We start from the raw sequence: 5784 nt of genomic DNA on the forward strand, positions 1-5784 counted from the left end.
CCTGTTAATATACCTTATGAAATTTGTTTACTGTATTGTTTTTGTTTCCCTGTGTAGTGGGCAACTATGTGCCCAGAACATTTTTCCTTCTTCAGGGAATGTTGGTATCGGCACCAGTACGCCAAACCAGCGCTTGCATATAAACGGTGGAAATCTAAAGTTGACGAACCCGGGTGGTTACCCCTATGGTGTGAATATAGATATAGATTTTGCCGGCGGATGGGCCAGGGAGTTTAGTCTTTCTTATGGAGGGACCGGAAAGCTTTTTGCATTCGGGATGTTAGGACTTGATTCAGTTATGCAGTACGGTTATATAGGAGGTAATACAACGGCATTTTCTCCCTATTCCGCGCCATGGATGACTTTCAGGCCAAATGGAAATATTGGCATTGGAACCATTGCTCCCGGAACATATAAGCTGGCAGTAGAAGGCACAATTGGCGCCCGGAAAGTGAAGGTCACTCAGTCTGCGTGGGCGGATTTTGTGTTTGAACCGGATTATCATTTGCCGTCTTTACAGGAATTGGAACAATACATCCGTGAACACCGGCATTTACCGGATATCCCAACGGAGCAGGAGGTTTTGGCCGAGGGAATTGATCTCGGCGAAATGAATAAAAAGCTCCTGCAGAAAGTGGAAGAGTTAACGCTGCATGTGATCGATCTCAATAACCGCCTGAAAGCTTTGGAAGACAAATAGATTTGGTACCTATGAAATATTTTATCTGTCTTTTCCTCTTTGTTCTCGTAACTGCCGCTGATCGCGTACATGCACAGATCATCGATACGATAAAAGTAGAAGGTGATCATACCAAATTTTACCCTGTCAAATTTTACGACGGCGCCCGGAATTTCAATATAGCCACCGAACTGGAAATTGGCCGGACCAATGTGCATACAGACAGTTTGTGGCGAGGGTCCCTTATTTCGACATTCAGGTATCATACTACAGGGTGGGGTAATGGATCAAGCTTCATAGATGCGGATATCAAACAAGCCAATCCCAGTAATCCGACTATAAATTTATTTATTGCAGGGTGGAGAGATATGTCCGTAGCGAATTCCAGCACTTCCATTCTTGTGTGGATGCGGGGGAATACGACGTATTACCTGCGATCCAATTATCCGGTGCTCCCGGTGATATTTGACGGTGTTCATAACCCAATTCCTTACCAGGAGCCCGGTGGACCTTTGCATAGTTTTAAAACGGTTATCGATAATTATGTAAACGTTCAGGGAATGTCGCGTACAAATGCTGCATATTTTAATGGAACGACGCCGAGTTACTTCGCCGGGAATGTGGGAATAGGAACTCCTCAACCGCTTACCGGAACCAGTAATCCGGGACTTCATATCAGTAAAGGGGATCATTCTGCTATCTTTTTAGGTGATCCAATGGGAGCCGGTTACGGAGGCGTTGTGCAAACTTCGGATACGAGGCAGCGGCTTTTCCTCGGAGCGAATCTTTTTGATGATCCTGTTGCAGGCTGGCGTAATGCAAAGCCGGGAAAAGGTGGAGCAGGTATTAGTATAATAGCAGACAACACAGGTTGGGGTTCCTTTATCGATTTCGTAACAAGTAATGACGGGAGCTATACAAGAAGGATGACCATCCTGGGAAACGGAAATGTAGGCATTGGTACCACAACGCCGGGATCATACAAACTTGCTGTGGAAGGAACGATTGGCGCCAGGAAGGTGAAGGTTACACAGCAAACGAATTGGGCGGATTTTGTGTTTGAGCCGGAGTATGAGTTGCCTTCTTTGCAGGAGGTGGAGGCGTTTGTGAGGAAGCATAAGCATTTGCCGGATATTCCTTCTGCGAAGGAGGTGGCGATGGAAGGGGTGGACCTTGGGGAGATGAACAGGCTGTTGCTGCAGAAGGTTGAGGAGCAGATGTTGTATATCATTGAGTTGAATAGGAAGATTGAACTTTTATCGAGCGAAATACAGGCGTTGAAGAAGTAACCACCGACTTATGAAAAAAGTATTGATAGTTTTCGTTTACTTATTGTGCCTGGCCGCCAGGCAGCTGTATGGACAGACACAGCCCTTAAATCCGGCATTGGAAACGATCAGTCCACCGGCACCGAACGCATATGCCATCGCAAAGTTTGGTAATATACCAGTGGGACCGTCTACCGGCATTCCGCAAATTGATGTTCCTGTTTATAATTATGAAAATAAAAGCCTGGGGTTGAATCTCGCTGTGGCATTGGCATATCATGCAGGCGGCGTACGGGTAGATGAAATGCCATCCAGTGTCGGTATTGGATGGGCGTTGAATGCCGGCGGGGTGGTGACGAGAACAGTTCGGGGGATTTATGATGAAATGAATGGCATTGGCTTCATCAATTCAGCTGCGCTGCCAGTGGACGAGGAGGCTGGTAATACGGGGGCTGATCCTGCGAATCGCCCTTTCAACCAGATGTATGATTTGGGGATGGACTCCCAGAATGACATGTTTAATTTTAATTTTTGCGGCCGCTCCGGAAAGTTTGTTTATGGAAAGAATGGCAACTTTTTGATGCTGGATCAGCAGCGGCTAAAGATAGAGAGGGAAATCTCCCAGGTGCTGGGAAGCACTTCCGCCTACCCGATGATCTCAAAGTTTATCATTTGGGATGAATCAGGGTTCAGGTATATATTCGATGCGGAAGAACTTACCCATGACCAGTCGATAGGTACTGCCGCAGCATTGTATACGTCCTCCTGGTACCTTACGAAAATATTGACGCCTTCAGGGAAAGATTCTATTGTTCTTGATTATGATGACACGGAGTTCAGCTATTACGCAGGGAAAAGCGTATCAGAAGTGCTTAGACTGCCTGACCAGAGTGGATTGGAGATACCTCCCAGGGGGCTTTCAACATCTATTGCTAACCGTTCGATAAGTGGGAAGCGGCTCAAATATATCACTTTTCCAAACGGTGTACAGCTATCATTCACATATAGTATAACCGAACGTACCGATCAGCCTTACGGTGATTTTTTGCTAAAGAAGATCAATGTATCCAGCGGCAGTGCTACGCGCGGGTTTAAGCTCATGCATGATTATTCTTTGAACAGGCCGACACTGACGAACGTAATTCCATTTACAGGGACTGCTGAAACGGCGGAGCCGGGATATGCGTTCACCTATGATATACCATTGCCTGCAAGGCTTTCAAATGAACAGGATCATTGGGGATTTTATAATACTAACAGCTCTCAGCAGTTGATTCCGACCGAAGCGGTGATGGTTGGCTCCGGTGGAAATTATGGATCATACCATGTATATGGCGGAGGAAATCGTCACACTGATCCGCAAAGATCTAAAGCAGGTTCTTTGAAACGGATTCAGTATCCTACCGGCGGATATACTGATTTTGAAATGGAGGCCAACCGGGCGGTTGATCCCAGGCTGGATACCAGAACGACGGCAACCACCGTGGAATATTTCAAATGGGTGGGAACCACAGTGTATTGTACAAGTTCGGGCAGCAATACCACTACTTTCGATTTTCAGGGAGATCCGAATACCGCCACAGCAATCGAAGTACAGGTACCGAGTACCAGTTATACTTGTAATAACGTTGGCGGTTGTCGTGTTGTACTTGAGATCAGGAACCCATCCGGAGTATTGATAGATGTGCATTCTTTCGAAGCGCCAACGTCATCCCATCAGCCCGTCCACACATTTACGCTAAACAATCTGGTGCAAGGAACATATTCGATCACTAGCTTTACGCAAGGCATTACCAGCAGCTATTTTGTTTATGTCAATTTCAGGTGGAAGGAAGTACATGTGAACGATCCCATTATCCATACGCATGAGCTGGGAGACCTTCAATTGTATGTTGGCGGCTTAAGGGTGAGAAAGATATCGGATTATGTTGATGGATCGGCCATTCCGGTTACCGTGCAGGAGTTTGAATACCTGTTGAAGGATGGTGCAACATCCTCGGGTACCCTGGGGATGTACCCTGTGTATTCTAATACGTTATACTTTGACAAGCGATCTCCGCCAGCTACTCTCCATGTACCTGAACTATATACTACCAGCAGCCCGAATTTTATTGTCCGTACCAGTTCTACCGTTTTTCCAATGGAATATTCGAATGGTAGTCCGGTTGCGTATAAAAGGGTTGTAAAAAAGGTGACAGCCAACAATCAGAACATGGGCTGGACGGAATCATATTTCAAATCGTTTGATCAGGCACCTGTGGTCATCAATAAACCTTTTCCATATGGCCCGCCGGAGTATAAAAGCTGGGTCAATGGGTTGCCTGATTCGATATTAACGTATAACAGCACAGGTGTTCTACAGCGGAAGGAAGTAAACGCTTATCAGTTGCTTGATGATAACTATCATCAGAATCCTGCTGTTTTGGAAAGTTTTAGATCAGTTTCCATTTCCCCTGTCAAATATCTTTTTGGGTATAACAGCATGGAAGGTACTACCGTCCCGTATTGGACGTTTCCGGTCTATTTCAAGTCCATAAGTTTTTATCCGGCTGCTGGCAGAGCGGAACTGGTGGGAAAAGACATCTATGAATACGACGCCGCAGGTAGACTGCTGCGAACGCAAACGGAATACCAGTATGATTCCGACTACTATTATCTGAAATCTTCAATTACACTCAATAGTCGTAACGAATCCATCAGGCAAAATTACTTTTATCCCAATGATATGGTTACTGCCGGGCGCGATCCCGGAAATATCTATCAACAAATGATCAACCGCCATATCATCGGGCCTGTTGTTGAAAGTATAACGCTTAAGAACAATATACAGCAGGTGCTTACGCGGAAGAATTTTTTCAATCCGCATCCAGATGTATTTGTTCCTCAGAGTATCGTTTCAAAAATTAAGACACTGCCCGAGGAAACCAGAGTGCTGTTTAACAGGTATAGCGCGAACGGATGCGTGTTGGAGCAGCAAATGGCAGCGAATGTGAAGGAGACATATTTATGGGGATATCATTCTCAATATCCTGTTGCCAAAGTAGTCGGCGGCGATTATAATTCCGCCTTACAACACGTTTCCCAATCCATTCTTGCTAATCCGGCAAATGATCAGGCATTGAGAGTGGAATTGAATAAGCTGCGGACAAACCTTCCTGACGCACAGGTAACGACGTTTACATATAATCCTTTAACAGGGGTGACGAGCGAAACTGACCCTGCTGGAAGGACAACATACTATGAGTATGATGATTTCGGCCGGCTGAAGCTCGTGAAAGACCAGAGCAGCAGAATTCTTCGGCAATTTGACTATCGTTATCAAACTGCTATCAATCAATGATTCAATTTACAGGTATGCATAAAGTATTCAACAGTCTGTTAGGTGTTTTACTAATCGGTGGCGGAATGAGCGTATCCGCACAGACCCCCACTATCAATCCACCGTCAGCGACTCCTGTTGCCATCCCTGGCGCCTATACGAATACAACGATCAACTATATCCGTACCTGGGAGCCAGACAAGCCACTGACAGACCCTGCGTCGGTGATCTCCGCCACCACGGATGTACGGCAGACCACCCAGTACTTCGACGGCCTGGGGCGCCCTTTGCAAACCGTTTCCAAAGGCATCAGCCCCGCTGGCCGCGACCTGGTGGCGCCGGTGATCTATGATGCCTTCGGCCGGGAGCAGTTCAAATATCTACCCTACGTACCACAGACCGGCAACATGAACGACGGGAAATTCAAGACCTCACCCTTTGCAGGACAGGCAGCGTTTTACAATAACCGCACGCTGAACCCTGGTGTGCTGGGCGATACCGTATACTACAGCCGCACT

At 46.5% G+C, this 5784-nt stretch carries 3 protein-coding genes and 1 pseudogene; all 4 read left to right on the forward strand.

Going from position 1 to position 5784, the window contains the following annotated elements:
* Positions 1-700 (forward strand): annotated as a pseudogene (locus CCY01nite_RS26440) (hypothetical protein); the annotation flags it as partial.
* Between the two features lie 11 nt (positions 701-711).
* Positions 712-1968 carry a hypothetical protein gene (locus tag CCY01nite_RS26445; RefSeq protein WP_146867586.1) on the forward strand — a complete coding sequence of 419 codons (1257 nt, stop codon included), beginning with the start codon at positions 712-714 and terminating at the stop codon, positions 1966-1968.
* A gap of 10 nt (positions 1969-1978) precedes the next feature.
* Entirely contained in the window at positions 1979-5287 is a 3309-nt protein-coding gene (locus CCY01nite_RS26450) for an RHS repeat protein (RefSeq protein ID WP_146867587.1), read from the forward strand.
* 14 nt (positions 5288-5301) lie between these two features.
* A partial coding sequence (locus tag CCY01nite_RS26455; protein WP_222614510.1) for a DUF6443 domain-containing protein occupies positions 5302-5784 on the forward strand: 483 nt, incomplete at its 3' end.

It is taken from the genome of Chitinophaga cymbidii (assembly GCF_007992715.1).
Classification (GTDB): domain Bacteria; phylum Bacteroidota; class Bacteroidia; order Chitinophagales; family Chitinophagaceae; genus Chitinophaga; species Chitinophaga cymbidii.

Bases quoted from the DNA above. Each gene is read 5' to 3' on its own strand.
- CCY01nite_RS26445 (WP_146867586.1), top strand. From the start codon at position 712: ATGAAATATTTTATCTGTCTTTTCCTCTTTGTTCTCGTAACTGCCGCT.
- CCY01nite_RS26450 (WP_146867587.1), top strand. From the start codon at position 1,979: ATGAAAAAAGTATTGATAGTTTTCGTTTACTTATTGTGCCTGGCCGCC.